Below are 18,403 nucleotides of genomic sequence, written 5' to 3'. Positions count from 1 at the left end.
CAGCCTATCCTCTGGAAGATCCAAGCTACTCCACAGTAAATGATCTTCTTTAAATGCATGATCATAAGGATCATTTAGCGGTTATCCACACGATCAGTGGATCCTAATAGTAGATCTAATAGAAGATCTCTTTAAAAAGATCTTATATATATTTAAACAATCAAAATGGCCGATCAAATGATCTTGATGAAAGATTCTCTCTTGCCAAGAAACAGGATAGAATGTCCGCCCTTTGCTCGAGTTAACTCACTGGCTATTTAAATACCTGAGGAAGTTTCATGTTTTACCAGGAAAAATTTGATGTCATCGTTGTGGGTGGCGGTCATGCCGGTACAGAAGCGGCACTGGCAGCTGCCCGAATGGGACAAAAAACCTTACTGTTGACCCATAATATCGATACGTTGGGCCAAATGTCGTGCAACCCAGCTATCGGTGGGATCGGGAAAGGACACCTGGTTAAAGAAGTTGATGCCCTTGGCGGCTTGATGGCACATGCCATTGATAAAGGCGGTATTCAATTCCGCACCCTCAACTCTTCCAAAGGCCCAGCAGTACGGGCAACACGTGCACAAGCTGACCGTGCACTTTATAAAGCTGCAGTACGTAACGTATTAGAAAATCAGCCAAATTTAATGATTTTCCAGCAAGCTGTGACTGATCTGATTGTTGAAAATAATCGCGCAACAGGCGTGGTTACAGAAATGGGATTAAAATTCCATGCTAAAGCCGTAGTATTGACCGTAGGTACATTCCTTGGCGGCAAAATTCACATTGGTTTAGAAAATTATAGCGGTGGTCGTACAGGCGATCCGGCATCAAATGCCTTAGCCGATCGTCTACGTGAATTACCATTGCGTGTTGATCGCTTGAAAACTGGTACTCCACCACGCATTGATGCACGCAGTGTTGATTTTAGTGTGCTTGAAACGCAACACGGTGATAACCCAACTCCAACGTTTTCGTTCATGGGTAAGCAATCTGACCACCCGCGTCAAATTCCATGTTTTATTACTTACACCAATGAGCGTACTCATGAAGTGATTCGTAATAACCTTGATCGTAGTCCAATGTATGCTGGTGTAATTGAAGGTATTGGTCCGCGTTACTGCCCTTCAATTGAAGATAAAGTGATGCGTTTTGCGGATAAAAATAGCCACCAAATTTTCATTGAGCCTGAAGGCTTAACCACTAATGAACTTTATCCGAATGGTATTTCAACCAGCTTGCCTTTTGACGTTCAAATGCAAATTGTACGTTCAATGAAAGGCTTTGAAAATGCGACTATTATGCGTCCAGGTTATGCGATCGAGTATGATTTCTTTGATCCGCGCGACCTTAAGCAAACCTATGAAAATAAATACATTGATGGTTTATTCTTTGCGGGACAAATTAACGGTACTACTGGTTATGAAGAAGCTGCCGCACAAGGCTTAATGGCGGGTATGAACGCTGCTCTTCAAACCCAAGACAAAGAAGGTTGGAGTCCACGTCGCGATCAAGCTTACATGGGTGTATTGATTGACGATCTATCAACCATAGGCACTAAAGAACCTTACCGTATGTTTACGTCACGCGCGGAATACCGTTTGTTGTTACGTGAAGATAATGCTGATTTACGTTTAACCCCAATGGGTCGTGAGTTAGGTCTAGTTGATGATGAACGCTGGGCGCGTTTCAATCAAAAATTAGAAAATATGGAACAAGAACGCCAGCGTTTGAAAGATATTTGGGTTAATCCAAATTCGGATCATATTGAAAGTTTAAATAAGATCCTTAAATCACCGATCGTGCGTGAAGCTAATGGTGAAGATCTTCTTCGTCGTCCTGAAGTGACTTATGGGCAATTAACCAGTATTGAAACTTTTGCACCTGCACACGATGATATTGAAGCGCGCGAGCAAGTTGAAATTCAAATTAAATACCAAGGTTATATTGATCGTCAGCGTGATGAAGTAGAAAAATCATTACGTCATGAAACCACTAAACTACCGTTTGATCTTGATTATAGCTTGGTGAAAGGCCTATCAAATGAAGTAGTGATTAAGCTGAATGATGCCAAGCCAGAATCTGTCGGTATGGCATCTCGTATTTCTGGTATTACGCCAGCGGCAATTTCATTGCTATTGGTTTATTTGAAAAAACATGGCTTGCTTAAAAAAGGCGAATAAGGGTTAGATAATGAAACAACGTTTGATACAACTTATCGCTCAAACTGATCTTCAGGTCACAGAACAACAACTTGATCAATTGATCGGTTATGTGCAACTGCTGCACAAATGGAATAAAGCGTATAATCTGACTTCTGTGCGCGATCCGAATGAAATGTTAGTTAAACACATTATGGATAGTATTGTGGTGAGCCAATATTTAGACGGTGAGCGTTACATTGATGTTGGTACGGGACCGGGATTACCTGGTATTCCGTTAGCGATTATGTGCCCGAATAAATCATTTACGTTGCTTGATAGTTTAGGTAAACGCATTCGATTTATTCGCCAAGTGATCCATGAGCTAAAAATTACCAATGTGACAGCTGTTCAAAGTCGCGTTGAAGAATTTGATCCCGGCGAAGGCTTTGATGCGGTATTAAGCCGTGCTTTTGCCTCAATGTCAGACATGGTTAATTGGTGTCACCATTTACCGAAACAAGGTGGTCAATTCTTCGCCCTGAAAGGACAGTACAATCAAGATGAAGCAGCAGAGCTTCCTGAGTGGTGTTCTGTTGTTGAAGTTAAATCGTTACAGGTTCCTGATCTCGAAGGCGAGCGTCATTTAGTTGTATTAACAGCCAAAGATTAATTGTTGAGGTTTTTGTGGGAAGAATCATAGCTGTTGCAAATCAGAAAGGTGGTGTTGGTAAAACAACATCGTGTGTCAATCTGGCTGCTTCATTGGCTGCTACTCAGCGTAAAATATTGGTGATCGATCTTGATCCTCAAGGTAACGCGACCATGGCCAGTGGCGTCGACAAATACCAAGTTGAAGCCAGCGCTTATGATCTTTTGGTCGATGAAACTCCTTTTAATCAAGTTGTTATTAACGAAACTACTGGCGGCTATCATTTGATAGCTGCTAATGGCGATGTTACTGCTGCTGAAATTAAATTAATGGAAGTGTTTGCTCGTGAAACGCGGTTACGCAACGCGCTAGCTTCTGTTCGTGATAATTACGATTATATTTTTATTGATTGTCCGCCATCTTTAAACTTGTTAACTATCAATGCAATGACTGCTGCTGATTCGGTATTAGTTCCAATGCAGTGTGAATATTTTGCCCTTGAAGGTTTAACTGCATTGATGGATACCATCAGCAAGTTAACCGCCGTTGTTAACAGTGATCTTAAAATTGAAGGTTTGTTACGCACCATGTTTGATCCTCGTAACCGACTTTCAAATGAGGTATCACAGCAACTTAAAAAGCATTTTGGTGATAAAGTATATCGTACTGTTATTCCACGTAACGTGCGTCTGGCTGAGGCACCAAGTCATGGTCGTCCAGCAATGTATTATGACAAATATTCTAGTGGTGCTAAGGCGTATTTAGCGCTAGCCGGTGAAATGATTCGCCGTGATGAATTAGCACTGCAAGCCACTCCGGTTGAAGCGTAAGGTTTTCCATGAATTTCAATAAAAGAGGCTTGGGCAAAGGCCTTGATGCCCTACTAGCCACCAGCAATGTTGCTCAAGCAAAGAAACAACAAAATGATGAGCACGCCTCACAGCAAACTGTTATTGATGGCGAATTATGCCAAATTGCAGTATCAGCATTGAGCTCTGGTCAATACCAACCTCGTAAAACAATGGCTGCTGATGCGCTAACTGAATTAGCCGATTCGATTCGTGCTCAAGGTGTTATTCAGCCGATTGTTGTACGCCGTATTGATAATCAGCGTTATGAAATTATTGCTGGTGAACGTCGTTGGCAAGCTGCGCGTCAAGCAGGGCTACAAACTGTACCTTGTATTATCAAAAATGTTGATGATCGTGCCACGGTTGCTATCGCGTTGATTGAGAATATTCAACGTGAAGATCTTAATGCAATCGAAGAAGCGCGTGCTTTAGAACGTTTGCAACAAGAATTTTCATTAACCCACCAGCAAGTAGCTGATGCTGTGGGTAAATCACGTGCTGCTGTTTCTAACTTACTACGTTTGAATCAATTGTCTGATGCTGTCAAACAACTGGTTGAACAAAAACAGTTAGAAATGGGTCATGCAAGGGCTTTATTAGCCTTAGATGAACAACAACAGTTAGCTACAGCACAAATAATCATCAATAAGTTGTTAACTGTGCGAGAGGCTGAAAAGCTAGTAAAAACACTATTAAATCCAACCGCAACGCCAGTCAAGTCGGCACCACAGCCACAAACTGTCGCATTACAATTAAGTTTGAGTGAGCGCTTTGGAACCAAAGTTGCCATTAATCAAAATAAAAATGGTAAAGGTAAAATTGTTATTAATTACGACCAACAAGATAAATTAGCGCAAATTCTTGCAATGTTAGGCCACGAACTGTGATCTGCTAGCGGTAATTTTTGATTAGACGATTACCCTGTGGTAGTTAGGTTATTTTGTTGTAAAATATAAATGTTTTTTTTGCTGCAATAAGATTGCATTCAATCTATTCAGTCGTATAATTTTCGCTGTATTTCCCGAACTTATGTGTCGAGGAATGGACTCGAGGAACGAATACATGGTATCGGCGCTAGTGAAACCGGGACGCCAATTGGCAAAACGGTTGCTGTTACTACAATCTGGCGTCGTAGTAGCTACGGCATTAACGGCAGTCTTCGCTGTCAATGTTGACTGGGGAATATCTGCACTTATCGGTGGTGGCATTTTCGTAATCGCCAATACTGTATTTGCTATGTGTGCGTTTATGTTTAGTGGTGCCAGGAAGGCACGATTAGTCATGGCGTCATTTTATGGCGGAGAAGTGCTCAAAATCCTCATAACAGTCATCCTTTTTGCCGCTGCTTACCTGTATAAAGGGGTGGAACTTGTTCCCCTCCAACTAACCTATTTGCTGGTTCTTGGTATTAATATTTTTGGACCGGTTTTATTCATTAACAACAACAAATAGGATCAGTTATGGCTGCGCCAGGTGAAGCGCTAACGCCGTCAAGCTACATCACTCACCACCTTACTAACTTATCGACGGATAAGCTTGGTTTGGTGAGTGAAGGAAGTTTTTGGACGGTAAATATCGACAGCCTTGTTTTTTCTGTTCTGACCGGATTATTCTTTTTATGGGTATTCCGCAAGGTAGCAAAACAGGCGTCATCAGGAGTACCAAGTAAGTTACAATGTTTTGTTGAAATGGTAGTTGAATTCGTTGATACCAACGTTAAAGATACTTTCCATGGCCGCAATTCACTTGTTGCTCCGTTAGCACTAACCATTTTCTGTTGGATTTTACTGATGAACATCATGGACCTTGTGCCAATTGATTTTCTTCCGTATGCCGCACAAAGTGTTGGAATTCCTTATTTGAAAGTGGTTCCAAGTGCTGACGTTAACATCACTATGGCAATGGCGTTAGGCGTATTCGCATTGATGATTTACTACAGCATCAAAGTGAAAGGTCTACTCGGCTTTGCAAAAGAACTGGCTCTTCACCCGTTCAATCACCCAATTATGATTCCGTTTAACTTACTTCTTGAAGTGGTATCGCTGATTGCGAAGCCAATTTCATTAGGTATGCGTTTGTTCGGAAACATGTTTGCTGGTGAGGTGGTGTTTATCCTTATCGCGGCGTTGATGCCGTGGTGGGCTCAATGGCTAGGCTCGGTACCGTGGGCTATTTTCCACATCCTAGTCATTACAATTCAAGCATTCGTATTCATGATGTTAACTATTGTGTACCTGTCTCAGGCGCATGAAGACAATCATTAACGATTATTTGTAACTTTTATATTTTTTATTGGCACTTTAGCCGACAACTATAAACTGGAGATAGTGATGGAAACTTTACTAAGCTTTTCTGCAATTGCCGTGGGCATCATTGTAGGTCTTGCTTCCCTTGGTACAGCGATCGGCTTCGCAATTCTTGGTGGTAAATTCCTTGAAGGCGCTGCACGTCAACCTGAAATGGCGCCAATGCTGCAAGTTAAGATGTTCATTATCGCAGGTCTACTGGATGCGGTTCCAATGATCGGTATCGTAATCGCGTTGCTATTCACATTCGCAAACCCATTTGTTGGCCAACTAGCAGGCTAATAAACCGCTGTGATCAGCCTTTATTAAGAAGGCTGACTCCAGAGTAAATGGACCCTAGCAACCCTTTTTAAGGAGATGCGTTGTGAATATGAATGCAACTTTGCTGGGTCAGGCTATCGCTTTCTTCTTCTTTGTAGTGTTCTGCATGAAATATGTATGGCCACCAATTATGGAAGCGATTGAAGAACGTCAGAAAAAAATTGCTGACGGCTTGGCTGCTGCAGATCGCGCAGCCAAAGACCTGGACCTTGCACAAGCTAATGCTTCTGATCAATTGAAAGAAGCGAAACGCGCCGCGAGTGAGCTGATTGAACAGGCAAATAAGCGTAAAGCTCAAATTGTTGATGACGCTAAAATTGAAGCCCAAGCTGAGCGTGAGAAAATTCTTGCTCAAGGTATGGCTGAAATTGAAGCTGAACGTAATCGTGCTCGTGATGAGTTAAGAAAACAAGTTGCAACTCTAGCTGTGATTGGTGCTGAGAAGATCATTGGGCGCTCTATCGATATGGAAGCGCAAACTGATATTCTTAACAAAGTCACTGCAGAACTGTAATTAAAGGGGCAAGCACATGTCGGATATGACTACTATCGCACGCCCCTACGCTAAAGCAGCATTTGACTTTGCGGTCGAGAATAACGCGCTGGCACAGTGGGCAGAAATGCTAACTTTTGCGGGTGCTGTGGCAACTGATGACACTATGCAAGATATTCTTGATAGTGGCTATGCCGCTGACAAGCTCGCTGAAATATTTGTTTCAGTGTGCAGTGAGCAACTCGACGAATTCGGCCATAACTTAATTAAAGTGATGGCTGTTAATGGACGCCTCAATGCGCTACCCGATGTCTGTGGTGAATTCATGCTGATGAAACATGAGCATGAAAAAACCATCGAAGCTATGGTGATATCAGCCATTGCTCTTGATGAAAACCAGTTAGATGCGATCAGCGCCAAACTTGAGCAGCGTTTAGCACGTAAAGTGATGTTGACCTGCAGTGTAGACGAGACCCTGATTGCTGGGGTCGTAATTAGAGCTGGAGACCTTGTTATCGATAACTCTGTACGGGGAAAATTGAACCGTCTGAGCGATACTTTGCTGTCTTGATTTGGGGAATTGTGCATGCAACTTAATTCCACGGAAATTAGCGCACTGATCAAACAACGTATTGAAAACTTCAACGTTGTAAGTGAAGCGCGTAACGAAGGTACTATCGTTTCTGTAAGCGACGGTATTATTCGAATCCATGGCCTTGCTGACGTAATGCAAGGTGAAATGATTGAACTACCAGGCGGACTATTCGCTTTAGCACTTAACCTTGAGCGTGACTCGGTTGGTGCGGTTGTAATGGGCCCTTATGCTTCGCTACAGGAAGGCATGAAGGTAACCGGTACTGGTCGTATTCTTGAAGTACCTGTAGGTCCAGCGCTACTTGGTCGTGTTGTAAACACCCTAGGTCAGCCTATCGATGGTAAAGGTTCAATTGAAACAGAGACATTCTCTCCTGTTGAAGTAATTGCACCGGGCGTAATCGATCGTAAATCTGTTGATCAACCTGTGCAAACGGGCTACAAAGCAGTCGATGCGATGATTCCAATCGGTCGTGGTCAGCGTGAGCTGATTATCGGTGACCGTCAAACGGGTAAAACCGCGATGGCTATCGATGCCATCATTAACCAGAAGAATTCTGGGATCTACTCTGTGTATGTGGCTATTGGCCAGAAAGCTTCAACGATTGCGAACGTGGTTCGTAAGCTTGAAGAACACGGCGCATTGGAAAACACTATTGTTGTGGTTGCATCTGCTTCTGAAGCTGCTGCACTACAATACCTTGCACCTTACTCAGGTTGTGCAATGGGTGAATACTTCCGTGACCGTGGCGAAGATGCACTGATCGTATACGATGACTTGTCTAAACAAGCCGTTGCTTATCGTCAAATCTCACTATTGCTAAAACGCCCACCGGGTCGTGAAGCATTCCCTGGTGATGTTTTCTACCTTCACTCTCGTCTTCTTGAGCGTGCTTCTCGTGTTAGCGAGCACTATGTTGAGAAATTTACGAACGGTGAAGTGACAGGTAAAACGGGTTCTTTAACCGCGCTACCTATCATTGAAACTCAAGCGGGTGACGTATCGGCATTTGTACCGACTAACGTTATCTCTATCACCGATGGTCAAATCTTCCTACAAACAGAGCTATTCAACGCCGGTATTCGTCCTGCGGTTGATCCTGGTATTTCTGTATCGCGTGTAGGTGGTGCTGCCCAAACTAAAGTTATCAAGAAGCTTTCAGGTGGTATTCGTACTGCCCTAGCACAGTACCGCGAACTAGCAGCGTTTGCTCAGTTCTCGTCAGACCTTGATGATGCAACTAAAAAGCAGCTTGATCACGGTCAGAAAGTGACTGAGTTGATGAAGCAAAAGCAATACTCGCCAATGTCTGTATTTGAGCAAGCGATTGTTATTTTTGCTGCCGAAAAAGGTTTCTTAGGCGATATTGAACTTGCCAAGTTAGCTGATTTCGAAGCTGCGTTGCTTTCATTTGCCAAAGGTCAATTTGCTGAGTTAGTAGCTCAAATTGATGAAACGGGTGCTTACAACGATGATATCGAAGCGCAGTTTGCGAAACTGCTGCAAGATTTCAAAGCGACCCAAACTTGGTAATTGGTTGGTGATCGCTTAGCGATCACCTTCTAACGGAGAGTGACGATGGCCAGCGCAAAAGAGATTCGTAACAAGATCGGTAGTGTTCAAAATACACAGAAGATCACTAAAGCGATGGAAATGGTGGCCGCTTCTAAAATGCGTAAAACGCAAGAAGCGATGGAGTCATCACGTCCATACGCACAAACTATGCGCAAAGTGATCGGTCACATCGCCCTTGGTAGCCTTGAGTATAAGCATCCTTATCTCGAAGAGCGTGAAGCCAAGCGCGTCGGTTACATCATTGTTTCTACTGACCGTGGTCTGTGTGGTGGCTTGAACATTAACTTGTTTAAAAAAGCCATTAACGATGTGCAGACGTGGTCTGAAAAAGGTGCTGAAGTTGATCTTGCGTTAATTGGCGCAAAAGCAACGGCATTTTTTAATAACTACGGCGGCAACGTAACGGCTCAAGTATCAGGCCTTGGTGATTCACCAACGGTGGATGAGCTGATCGGTACTGTTGGCGTAATGCTGAAGAAATATGATGAAGGTCAATTAGATCGTTTGTACCTAGTATACAACCAGTTTGTAAATACTATGGTGCAAGAACCGGTGATTGATCAATTGTTGCCTTTGCCTAAGTCAGAAGACGAAGAGATGCAGCGCAACCATTCTTGGGATTATATTTATGAGCCCGAGCCACAACCGTTACTTGATGCCCTATTGGTTCGTTATGTCGAATCACAAGTGTATCAAGGCGTGGTTGAGAACCTTGCCAGTGAGCAAGCGGCACGAATGGTAGCAATGAAAGCTGCGACCGATAACGCAGGTGATCTGATTGATGACTTGCAACTTGTGTATAACAAAGCCCGTCAGGCGGCGATCACACAAGAATTATCAGAAATCGTTTCTGGTGCATCTGCTGTTTAAGGCAAAGAATTAATAAGTTTAGAGGATTAACGATGGCTACAGGTAAGATCGTCCAGATCATTGGTGCAGTAGTCGACGTAGAGTTTCCACAGGACTCTGTACCCAAAGTATATGATGCCCTTCATGTTGATGCGAAAGAAAAAGGTACGTTAGTACTGGAAGTTCAGCAGCAACTTGGTGGCGGTATTGTGCGTGGTATCGCAATGGGTACTTCTGATGGCTTACGTCGTGGTTTGTCTGTTGAAAATACAGGCCGCCCTATTGAAGTACCAGTGGGTACAGCGACTTTAGGACGTATCATGAACGTTCTAGGTCAACCCATTGATGAGTGTGGTGAAATCGGTGAGCAAGAGCGTTATGCTATTCACCGTCCAGCGCCAAGCTACGAAGAACAATCAAATGCAACCGAGCTGTTAGAAACAGGCGTTAAGGTTATCGATCTTATTTGTCCGTTTGCTAAGGGTGGTAAAATCGGTCTATTTGGTGGTGCGGGTGTAGGTAAGACCGTTAACATGATGGAGCTTATCAACAACATCGCGCTGCAACACTCAGGCCTATCGGTATTTGCCGGTGTCGGTGAGCGTACTCGTGAAGGTAACGATTTCTACTTTGAAATGCAGGAAGCTGGGGTTGTTAACCTTGAGAAGCCTGAAGAATCAAAAGTAGCAATGGTTTACGGTCAGATGAACGAGCCACCAGGTAACCGTCTACGTGTTGCTTTGACGGGTTTGACAATGGCTGAGCGTTTCCGTGACGAAGGTCGTGACGTACTGTTATTTATCGATAACATCTACCGTTACACCCTTGCTGGTACTGAAGTATCTGCACTACTTGGTCGTATGCCATCTGCGGTAGGTTATCAACCAACACTTGCAGAAGAAATGGGTGTACTTCAGGAGCGTATCACGTCAACCAAATCTGGCTCTATCACGTCAGTGCAGGCGGTATACGTACCAGCCGATGACTTGACGGATCCATCACCAGCAACAACCTTTGCTCACTTAGATGCAACAGTTGTACTTTCGCGTCAAATCGCATCGCTAGGTCTATACCCTGCGATCGACCCACTGGATTCAACATCACGTATGCTTGATCCATTGGTAGTAGGCCAAGAACATTACGACATCGCACGTGGCGTTCAGAGCTTGCTACAGCGTTATAAAGAGCTGAAAGATATCATCGCAATTCTAGGTATGGATGAGCTGTCTGAAGAAGATAAGCAAGCTGTATCTCGTGCGCGTAAGATTGAACGTTTCCTAACACAGCCTTACCACGTAGCAGAAGTATTTACCGGTTCTCCTGGTATTTACGTATCACTTAAAGATACGTTACGTAGCTTTAAAGGTATTTTAGCTGGTGAATACGACGATATCCCTGAGCAGGCATTTATGTACTGTGGTGCGATTGAAGACGTATTAGAAAACGCCAAAAAACTGTAAGCTAATTAGGAGGCAATATGGCAGCGATAACCTTTCATCTGGATGTAGTCAGTGCTGAAAAACGTTTGTTTTCTGGTCGTGCTGAAAGTATTCAGGTTACAGGTAGCGAAGGTGAACTTGGTATTCATGCCGGTCACACGCCGTTGTTGAGTGCGATTACTCCCGGTATGGTACGCATTATCAAGCAAGGTGGCGAAGAAGATGTTATTTATCTTTCTGGCGGCATGCTTGAGGTACAACCTGGTATCGTAACCGTACTTGCTGACACCGCTATTCGTGGTATTGATTTAGATACTGCGAAAGCTGAAGAAGCAAAGCGCCAAGCTGAAGAGAGAATTCATAATCAGCATGGCGATATCGATTTTGCCCAAGCAGCCAGTGATCTAGCAAAAGCAATTGCTCAGTTACGCGTTATTGAATTGACTAAACGTTCACGTTAATCATATTTAATAGCAGCATCATAAAAAGCGACCTTAGGGTCGCTTTTTTTATGGTCAAATAGAATTTTTTATCTTATCGATAATCCATAAGAGATGATAGCACTATAAATAGTCGATTTTTGCTGATGTATAAGTAAATGTTATCTATGTGGGGTTTTTTTATTGGTTATTTTTTAGTTAAAATGTGTGGTTCATCTTAAACCTATGTGCATCTACAGGTACAATAGGAATATACAAACTATATATGCATTCAGAGGAATACTCATCATGAGCTTTAGTGCTGTGATTCTTGCCGCGGGAAAAGGTACCCGTATGTACTCTAATTTACCCAAGGTTCTTCATACCCTTGCTGGTAAGCCAATGGTTAAACATGTCATTGATACCTGTAACGATATTGGTTCAAGTAGCATTAATCTTGTTTATGGTCATGGTGGCGATATCATGCAGCAAGTATTAGCTAAAGAAAATGTGAATTGGGTACTACAGGCTGAACAGTTAGGTACCGGGCATGCGGTTAATCAAGCTGTGCCGAATCTTGCTGATGATGAGAAAGCATTGATCCTATACGGTGATGTGCCGTTAATTAGCGCGCAAACGTTAGAGAATCTACTTGATGCTCAGCCTGATGGTGGTATTGCATTATTGACTGTGGTTCTGGATAACCCGATGGGTTACGGCCGTATTGTGCGTCGTAATGGTCCAGTGGTGGCGATTGTTGAAGAAAAAGATGCCACAGAAGAACAAAAGCTGATTAAAGAAATCAATACTGGCGTTATGGTTGCTAATGGCGGTGATCTTAAGCGTTGGTTAGCATCACTTAAAAACGAGAACGCGCAAGGTGAATACTATCTGACTGACATTATTGAAATTGCTCATAACGAAGGTCGTGCGGTTGAAGCGGTACACCCTGCGCTAGCAATTGAAGTTGAAGGGGTCAATAACCGTGTGCAGTTAGCGCGTTTAGAGCGAGCATTCCAAGCGATGCAGGCTGAGCGTTTACTTGAGCAAGGTGTAATGCTACGTGATCCCGCTCGATTTGATTTACGCGGTTCACTACAATGTGGTGCCGATGTTGAAATCGATGTGAATGTTATTATCGAAGGCAGTGTTAGCATTGGTGATAATGTAATTATCGGTGCCGGTTGTGTGCTGAAAAACTGTGAGATTGATGATAACAGTATTATTAGCCCTTACAGTGTGATTGAAGGCGCTATTGTTGGTGAAGCCTGTACGGTTGGTCCATTTGCACGTTTACGTGTTGGTACTGAGTTAATGACTCAAGCCCATGTCGGTAATTTCGTTGAAATGAAGCAAGCTCGTTTAGGTGTTGGTTCTAAAGCTGGCCATCTAAGCTATTTAGGTGATGCTGATATTGGTACTAATGTTAATATTGGTGCGGGTACAATCACTTGTAACTATGATGGTGCTAATAAGTTTAAGACCGAAATCGGCGATGATGTGTTTGTTGGTTCTGATACTCAGCTTATTGCTCCGGTTAAAGTTGCAAGTGGCGCAACTATTGGTGCAGGCTCAACCATTAACCGCAATGTGGGTGAAGATGAGCTAGTGATCACTCGTACGCCAGCACGTACGATTAAAGGTTGGAAACGTCCAACCAAAAAATAGGCTTATTCTATAACTGAAAAAATGTCAGTTTAAAGAGCCATATATTATTAAGCAGAGCATGAGCTCTGCTTTTTTTATGTCTGAATTTTGACCATTTACCGCAGTTTTAGTGCCAATGATGTTATCCCTTAACTGTATTGTTTTGTGATGAAAATTATCTCAAAGGTATTGCCGAATCCTTTTTAGTAACGCTATACTAGTTTCAAATCGAAACTTACTACGTTGTTTAACCTTCATGTCGAAACGTAATACTCAGCAACGTCGCCATGCTATTGCCGTTATGGTCAGTGAGCAAGGCGAGGTTAGCGTTGATGTTTTAGCGCATCACTTTTCTACCTCAGAAGTTACTATCCGTAAGGACTTAGCAGCCTTAGAGATCACTGGTTCATTATTACGCCGCTATGGTGGCGCGATTGCTATGCCGAGTGAAATTGTCACGACAGAGCACACCGAACAAGTTTCAGTGTGTAAGTTAGCGATAGCACAAGCAGCGGCTGATCAAATTCGCGATCACCATCGAATTATTATTGATAGTGGCAGCACTACTGCCGCATTGATCGCGTTATTGGGGGGTAAGCAAGGTTTGATTGTGATGACTAATGCACTCCACGTCGCCAATGCTCTTAATGCACTTGAAAATGAACCGACGCTATTAATGACGGGTGGTACTTGGGATCCCCATTCTGAATCCTTTCAAGGTCAGGTCGCAGAATCAGTATTACGTTCGTACGATTTTGATCAGCTGTTTATCGGTGCTGATGGCATTGATGTTGCCCGTGGTACCACCACCTTTAATGAATTAATGGGGTTAAGCCGAGTAATGGCTGAAGTCTCGCGTGAAGTGGTGGTGATGGTTGAATCAAATAAAGTCGGGCGCAAAATCCCCAACCTTGAATTAGCTTGGCAAGGGATCAGTACTTTGATCACTGATGAAGGCTTAAGTGATAGCGATAAAGCCAGTATTGAGCAACATGGGGTGCGAGTGATTCGTGCCGTCGTTAACGGATAATCTCAAAATAATCAAAGCTGTGGTAAAGGAATTATTATGTGTGGAATAGTGGGTGCAGTAGCACAACGTGATGTGGCTGAAATTCTGATTGAAGGCTTACGTCGTTTAGAATATCGCGGTTATGACTCTGCCGGTATTGCGGTGGTGGCTGTTGATAATACGCTACAGCGTGTACGTCGATTAGGCAAGGTGCAAGCGTTGGCTGATGCGGTTGAGAGTATTGATTTATGCGGTGGTACTGGCATTGCGCATACTCGCTGGGCAACCCATGGTGAACCATCAGAAGCTAATGCCCACCCACATATTTCGGGTCAACATATCGCTATTGTTCACAACGGTATTATTGAAAATCATCAGGTTTTACGTGAGTTATTGCGTGAGCGTGGTTATGTCTTTAGTTCGCAAACAGATACTGAAGTGATTGCCCATTTAGTTGATTGGGAGTTACGTTCGGCAGATTGTTTATTAACAGCAGTACAAAATAGCGTTACTCAACTTGAAGGTGCTTACGGTACCGTAGTGATGGATAGTCGTGATCCTGAGCGAGTGGTGGTGGCGCGCTCTGGCAGTCCATTAGTGATTGGACTTGGCATTGGCGAAAACTTTATTGCTTCTGATCAATTGGCATTATTAAATGTCACTCGACGGTTTATGTTTTTGGAAGAAGGTGATGTTGCTGAAGTGACGCGGCGCAAAGTGACGGTATTTGATAGCCAAGGTCAAGCTGTTGAGCGTAAAGTGAGTGAATCAACAGTAGAGCATGATGCAGCAGATAAAGGCCAATATCGGCATTATATGCAAAAAGAGATCTTTGAGCAGCCAAGTGCATTGATCAACACTATGGAAGGTCGAATTAGCGATGATCATGTGATCATCGAAAGTATTGGCAGTGATGCGGCGACGATCCTCGATAAAGTTGAACATATTCAGATCATTGCTTGTGGTACTTCTTATAATGCTGGCATGGTGGCACGGTATTGGTTTGAATCGATTGCTGGTGTTAGCTGTGATGTCGAGATTGCTTCTGAGTTCCGTTATCGTAAATTCGTTACGCGTCCAAATAGCTTACTGATTACCCTTTCCCAATCAGGAGAAACAGCAGATACATTAGCAGCACTGCGTCTTGCCAAACAAAAAGGCTACATGGCGGCAATGACGATTTGTAATGTTGCGGGTTCATCGTTAGTGCGTGAGTCTGATTTAGCCTTTATGACGCGTGCAGGGGCTGAAATTGGGGTGGCATCAACCAAAGCATTTACTACTCAGCTGGTGGCACTATTGATGCTAGTAACAGCGATTGGTAAGCAGCAAGCCACGCTAGATAAAACACAAGAGCAACACATTGTGGCAGCATTGCAGCAGCTTCCAAGTTATATCGAACAAGCATTAGCGTTTGATAAGCCGATTGAGGCATTAGCAGAAGATTTTGCAGATAAACAGCATGCGTTATTTTTAGGTCGTGGTGAGTTTTATCCGATTGCGGTTGAAGCATCATTGAAATTGAAAGAGATTTCTTACATTCATGCTGAAGCTTATGCGGCTGGTGAGCTTAAACATGGTCCATTAGCGTTAGTGGATGCTGAAATGCCAGTGATTGTGGTAGCCCCAACCAATGATTTACTTGAGAAACTAAAATCAAACATTGAAGAAGTACGTGCACGTGGCGGGTTGTTGTATGTTTTTGCTGATAATGAAGCTGATTTTGATGATGGTGATGGTATGAAGATCATTACCATGCCTAAAGTTGATGAGATTATTGCACCGATTTTTTACACCATTCCAATGCAGTTATTGGCGTATCACGTTGCGCTGATCAAAGGGACAGATGTCGATCAGCCTCGTAATTTGGCTAAAGCGGTAACGGTAGAATAGTCGTTCATACGCAGTTATAACAAAGGTGCCAGCATTGGCACCTTTTTTAATGCGAGTTATTTTTGCGAAATAAAAATAGTTGAATGCAAACTTACGAACTGCAATTCAAAATACAAAAATAGTCATATATGCAACGATAATTGTCTGATTTAATCGTAACTATGGGCTAAAAAACTTGGCGCATCATCTGCAAGGAGTTGTTGTAGTAATTATGTTTACAACGGGTTTTTGGAGTAAATGATGACAGATCGTAAACAACAGATGGCGCAAAGGATCAAAGAGGCGCGTGAGTGGAAAGGCTTAACCCAAGTTTATATGGCCCAGCAATTGAAAGTCGCACGCCAAACCTATTTGGACTTAGAAACCGGTAAAACGGAACCAAAAGTGCGATTATTGGTTGAGATTTCAGAGCTAACCGAACGGCCGTTAACCTGGTTTATCTATGGTGATTTAGGGCTCGATATTATAGAAAGTGAATATAAAGAAGAGATCGATCAATTAGTCCAGTGCTTTGGCTGTCTTCCCCACTCTGCTCGCCAAATAATTTTACAGCAAAGCATTCAATTAGCGCAGTATATGGCTGAATATACACGGACACTGACTCATCGCCATTGATTGTAATAAAAAAGCAGCGTCGTTAACGCTGCTTGATAGCATTTGGTTATTTGAGTTTATTGGGCGAGAAAAAACTTATATGCAGCGCTGTCTGTCTCATCATGCCAATGATAACCCAGTTTACGCAGATGGTTGGTAAACGATAGCAAATCATGCTCAGCTAATTCAAATCCACATAAGACTCGGCCATAATCAGCACCATGGTTACGGTAATTAAATAAGCTAATATTCCATTGACCGCCTAAGGTAGATAAAAACTTAGTCAGTGCGCCTGGATATTCCGGAAATTCAAAGCTATATAACCGTTCTTGCAATGGTTTTGATGGTCGTCCACCAATCATATAGCGCACATGTACTTTGGCCATTTCATCATCCGACAAGTCCATTACCGGATAACCACCTTGACGCAGATCAGCAATAATATGTTCAAGCTCTTGTTGGCCTTGAAGTAACCGTACCCCGACAAACACATTTGCGAGTTTGTCATCATTATAACGGTAGTTAAATTCGGTCACAGCACGGCCACCAATCAGGTGACAAAAATCTAAAAAAGCCCCTGGACGCTCAGGAATCGTCACCGCTAATAGCCCTTCGCGTTTCTCGCCTAATTCACAGCGTTCAGACACATAACGCAGCCCATGAAAGTTAAGGTTAGCACCTGATAAAATAGCAGCTAAGTGGCATTGCTGTAATTGCTGCTGCTCAGCATATTTTTTCAAACCTGCCAGTGATAATGCTCCTGACGGTTCAGCAATCGCGCGAGTATCTTCAAAGATATCTTTCACCGCCGCGCAAATTTCATCGCTACTGACGGTGATCACATCATCAAGATATTGCTCACATAAACGAAAGGTCTCACTGCCAATACGTTTCACCGCGACGCCATCGGCAAACATACCCACTTGATCAAGTGTTACTGGCTGTCCAGCATCAAAAGCCGCCTTTAAACAGGCCGAGTCTTCCGCTTCGACACCGATAACCTTAATCTCAGGTAGCAGTTGTTTTAGTAATACCGAGACGCCCGCGGCTAAACCGCCACCGCCGACAGGAACGAAGACATACTCAAGATGGCCATTTTGTTGCACCAGCTCAATACCAATCGTGCCTTGTCCGGCAATGATGGCTGGATGATCAAATGGAGGTATAAAAGTATAACCATGTTGTTGCGCCAGCATTTCAGCATGAATTTTGGCTTCATCAAAGTTATTACCATGCAAGACCACATTAGCGCCAAATCCGCGTACTGCATCAACCTTAATATCGGGTGTGGTACGCGGCATGACGATAGTGGCGCTAACCTCTAACTTTTGGCTTGATAACGCTAATCCTTGGGCATGATTACCTGCAGATGCCGCAATGACACCAGCCTGACGTTGATGTTCTGTCAGTTGAGTCATCATGTTATAGGCGCCACGTAATTTAAACGAATGTACAGGCTGACGATCTTCTCGCTTTAATTGCACATGATTGCCGATGCGAGCACTGAGGCGAGTTAAATTTTGTAGAGGGGTAACTTGCGCGACCTCATACACCGGGGCGCGTAAAATATTGCGCAGATAATCTGCACCGCTAAGTAAATATTGATCGCTGACAGGGTTCACTTCGGCCATCAG

At 43.3% G+C, this 18,403-nt stretch carries 18 protein-coding genes; 17 read left to right on the top strand and 1 reads right to left on the bottom strand.

Annotated features, from left to right (window positions below):
* Positions 1-278 precede the first annotated feature (278 nt).
* The 17 genes from mnmG (at position 279) to BTN98_RS16300 (ending at position 16,790) form a co-directional block, all read left to right on the top strand.
* Complete coding sequence (gene mnmG, locus BTN98_RS16380) at positions 279-2,168, top strand: tRNA uridine-5-carboxymethylaminomethyl(34) synthesis enzyme MnmG (protein ID WP_060999271.1); 1,890 nt, start codon at positions 279-281, stop codon at positions 2,166-2,168.
* 10 nt (positions 2,169-2,178) lie between these two features.
* A complete protein-coding gene (gene rsmG, locus BTN98_RS16375) occupies positions 2,179-2,799 on the top strand; it encodes a 16S rRNA (guanine(527)-N(7))-methyltransferase RsmG (RefSeq protein WP_060999273.1) in 621 nt (206 codons plus the stop codon).
* A 14-nt stretch (positions 2,800-2,813) separates the two neighbouring features.
* Complete coding sequence (locus BTN98_RS16370) at positions 2,814-3,608, top strand: ParA family protein (RefSeq protein ID WP_060999276.1); 795 nt, start codon at positions 2,814-2,816, stop codon at positions 3,606-3,608.
* Positions 3,609-3,616: 8 nt separating this feature from the next.
* Entirely contained in the window at positions 3,617-4,516 is a 900-nt protein-coding gene (locus BTN98_RS16365; protein ID WP_060999277.1) for a ParB/RepB/Spo0J family partition protein, read from the top strand.
* Positions 4,517-4,691: 175 nt separating this feature from the next.
* Positions 4,692-5,081, top strand: a complete 390-nt coding sequence (locus tag BTN98_RS16360; RefSeq protein WP_060999279.1) for a F0F1 ATP synthase subunit I — start codon at positions 4,692-4,694, stop codon at positions 5,079-5,081.
* Positions 5,082-5,089: 8 nt separating this feature from the next.
* Complete coding sequence (gene atpB / locus BTN98_RS16355) at positions 5,090-5,893, top strand: F0F1 ATP synthase subunit A (RefSeq protein ID WP_060999282.1); 804 nt, start codon at positions 5,090-5,092, stop codon at positions 5,891-5,893.
* A 66-nt stretch (positions 5,894-5,959) separates the two neighbouring features.
* Positions 5,960-6,217 carry a F0F1 ATP synthase subunit C gene (gene atpE, locus BTN98_RS16350; protein ID WP_012551447.1) on the top strand — a complete coding sequence of 86 codons (258 nt, stop codon included), beginning with the start codon at positions 5,960-5,962 and terminating at the stop codon, positions 6,215-6,217.
* An 82-nt stretch (positions 6,218-6,299) separates the two neighbouring features.
* Positions 6,300-6,770, top strand: a complete 471-nt coding sequence (gene atpF, locus BTN98_RS16345) for a F0F1 ATP synthase subunit B (protein ID WP_060999284.1) — start codon at positions 6,300-6,302, stop codon at positions 6,768-6,770.
* Positions 6,771-6,786: 16 nt separating this feature from the next.
* Positions 6,787-7,320 (top strand): F0F1 ATP synthase subunit delta, encoded by a 534-nt coding sequence (gene atpH / locus BTN98_RS16340; protein ID WP_060999286.1) that lies wholly within the window; start codon positions 6,787-6,789, stop codon positions 7,318-7,320.
* 15 nt (positions 7,321-7,335) lie between these two features.
* Positions 7,336-8,877 (top strand): F0F1 ATP synthase subunit alpha, encoded by a 1,542-nt coding sequence (gene atpA, locus BTN98_RS16335; RefSeq protein WP_060999287.1) that lies wholly within the window; start codon positions 7,336-7,338, stop codon positions 8,875-8,877.
* Between the two features lie 45 nt (positions 8,878-8,922).
* On the top strand, positions 8,923-9,789 hold the full coding sequence (atpG, locus tag BTN98_RS16330) for a F0F1 ATP synthase subunit gamma (RefSeq protein ID WP_060999288.1): 867 nt from the start codon (positions 8,923-8,925) through the stop codon (positions 9,787-9,789).
* 32 nt (positions 9,790-9,821) lie between these two features.
* A complete protein-coding gene (gene atpD / locus BTN98_RS16325; protein WP_060999290.1) occupies positions 9,822-11,228 on the top strand; it encodes a F0F1 ATP synthase subunit beta in 1,407 nt (468 codons plus the stop codon).
* Positions 11,229-11,245: 17 nt separating this feature from the next.
* Positions 11,246-11,668, top strand: a complete 423-nt coding sequence (locus tag BTN98_RS16320; protein ID WP_060999292.1) for a F0F1 ATP synthase subunit epsilon — start codon at positions 11,246-11,248, stop codon at positions 11,666-11,668.
* Between the two features lie 267 nt (positions 11,669-11,935).
* Complete coding sequence (gene glmU / locus BTN98_RS16315) at positions 11,936-13,294, top strand: bifunctional UDP-N-acetylglucosamine diphosphorylase/glucosamine-1-phosphate N-acetyltransferase GlmU (protein WP_060999294.1); 1,359 nt, start codon at positions 11,936-11,938, stop codon at positions 13,292-13,294.
* 235 nt (positions 13,295-13,529) lie between these two features.
* On the top strand, positions 13,530-14,303 hold the full coding sequence (locus BTN98_RS16310; RefSeq protein ID WP_060999296.1) for a DeoR family transcriptional regulator: 774 nt from the start codon (positions 13,530-13,532) through the stop codon (positions 14,301-14,303).
* 36 nt (positions 14,304-14,339) lie between these two features.
* Positions 14,340-16,175: a glutamine--fructose-6-phosphate transaminase (isomerizing) gene (gene glmS, locus BTN98_RS16305; protein ID WP_060999297.1), complete on the top strand. Its 1,836-nt coding sequence runs from the start codon at positions 14,340-14,342 to the stop codon at positions 16,173-16,175.
* 240 nt (positions 16,176-16,415) lie between these two features.
* Entirely contained in the window at positions 16,416-16,790 is a 375-nt protein-coding gene (locus tag BTN98_RS16300; RefSeq protein WP_060999299.1) for a helix-turn-helix transcriptional regulator, read from the top strand.
* A 56-nt stretch (positions 16,791-16,846) separates the two neighbouring features.
* Here the strand turns inward: BTN98_RS16300 and ilvA are convergent, their stop codons facing one another.
* Complete coding sequence (gene ilvA, locus BTN98_RS16295) at positions 16,847-18,400, bottom strand: threonine ammonia-lyase, biosynthetic (protein ID WP_060999301.1); 1,554 nt, start codon at positions 18,398-18,400, stop codon at positions 16,847-16,849.
* Positions 18,401-18,403 lie beyond the last annotated feature (3 nt).

It is taken from the genome of Photobacterium aquimaris, assembly GCF_002954455.1.
GTDB classification, from domain to species: domain Bacteria; phylum Pseudomonadota; class Gammaproteobacteria; order Enterobacterales; family Vibrionaceae; genus Photobacterium; species Photobacterium aquimaris.
Note: the sequence above shows the minus strand (reverse complement) of the source record. Positions and strands in the feature narration are given on the sequence as shown.